The sequence below is a fragment of the Pseudomonas sp. NFACC37-1 genome, assembly GCF_900101575.1.
Classification (GTDB): domain Bacteria; phylum Pseudomonadota; class Gammaproteobacteria; order Pseudomonadales; family Pseudomonadaceae; genus Aquipseudomonas; species Aquipseudomonas fluorescens_AA.
Genome location: NZ_FMUZ01000096.1, coordinates 1 through 1,056 on the forward strand (window position 1 = coordinate 1; position 1,056 = coordinate 1,056).

At 63.3% G+C, this 1,056-nt stretch carries 2 protein-coding genes; both read right to left on the reverse strand.

Going from position 1 to position 1,056, the window contains the following annotated elements; all coding sequences use genetic code 11:
* Positions 1-163: 163 nt before the first annotated feature.
* Entirely contained in the window at positions 164-688 is a 525-nt protein-coding gene (locus BLP82_RS30035) for a lysis system spanin subunit (protein WP_092177206.1), read from the reverse strand.
* Positions 685-1,056 (reverse strand): cell wall hydrolase (locus BLP82_RS30040; RefSeq protein ID WP_092177209.1); only part of this gene is annotated, 372 nt, incomplete at its 5' end. The genes BLP82_RS30040 and BLP82_RS30035, both read right to left, overlap by 4 nt.

Here is a 1,056-nt window from a genome sequence, read left to right on the forward strand (position 1 = left end):
ACTGACTTGTAATCAGTAGGTCCCGGGTTCGACTCCTGGTGCCGGCACCAGACAGCACAAGGCCTCGAAGAGATTCGGGGCCTTGTCGTTTCTGCTAAACGTACAAATAGACGTACATTGTTTTCTTTGGCTGTCAGGTTATCCACAGACCGACGACCAAACTTCATTCCTCAATGATCTGCCTCGACACAGACTTGGCGTACGCCTGGCAAGCCTTCAGTGCGATCAGCCCCCGGTCGCCGGCGTCGGTGATGGCGACAATTCTTTGAGCATGCGCTGGGTCAAGTTGGGCTCGACGGGCTCCATGAACCAGGCCGACGGCGCCGGCGGTGAAAGGCACTGCGCTGCAACTGGCTGGATCCTCGAGGAGGACTGACAGCCGGACATCAGCAGTGGCAAGGCGATCGCGCAGGCGAGCCTGATTGGTTTGAGCATCGCTCAGTTCCTTGTGGTGGGATTGTTCACTGGCCGACAGCCGCTGCTCCAGGCTCAGGCGCTTATCCTGCTCGACGCGGGCCTGGGTTGCGGCGGCGCTGCTGATGGCGGCCAGGTCGGCCTGGTGCAAGCCGGCCTGCTCTGCGAGCTTCTTGCCCATCCGCCACTCCTGCACCTGCCACGTCGCGCTCATGGCCAGGATCAGCGCCACGGCAATGCCGGCGATCATCAGCTTCAGGGTGGCGGGATTCATGGCACATCCTTGAAGAACACATGATTGCCCAGGCGCAGGGTCTGGGTCGCGTCCTTCGCCCAGGCCGGCGGCTTCGGCATCGTCGTGGCGTAGTAGTGGGTCGCGCCCTTGGTGATGTCGGTCTCGGCGCCGGAAATCACCAGGTCGGCCGCCCGCTGCGCCTGGGCGAACTGCTTCGGCGGGATCGGCTTGGCACCGCTCAGGTAGGGATAGTTCGGGTCGTTCTTGTTCCAGCAACTGAACTGGTATGGCTTCAGGCACACGCCGGCATAGCCCTCGCCCCACCACGAGCGGTCCCTGCCGTCGTTCACGCGGTTGCGGATGGTCCAGGCCACGGCGATCTGACCGGCCAGGCCTTCCCCGCGGGC

Bases quoted from the DNA above. Each gene is read 5' to 3' on its own strand.
- BLP82_RS30035 (WP_092177206.1), bottom strand. From the start codon at position 688: ATGAATCCCGCCACCCTGAAGCTGATGATCGCCGGCATTGCCGTGGCG.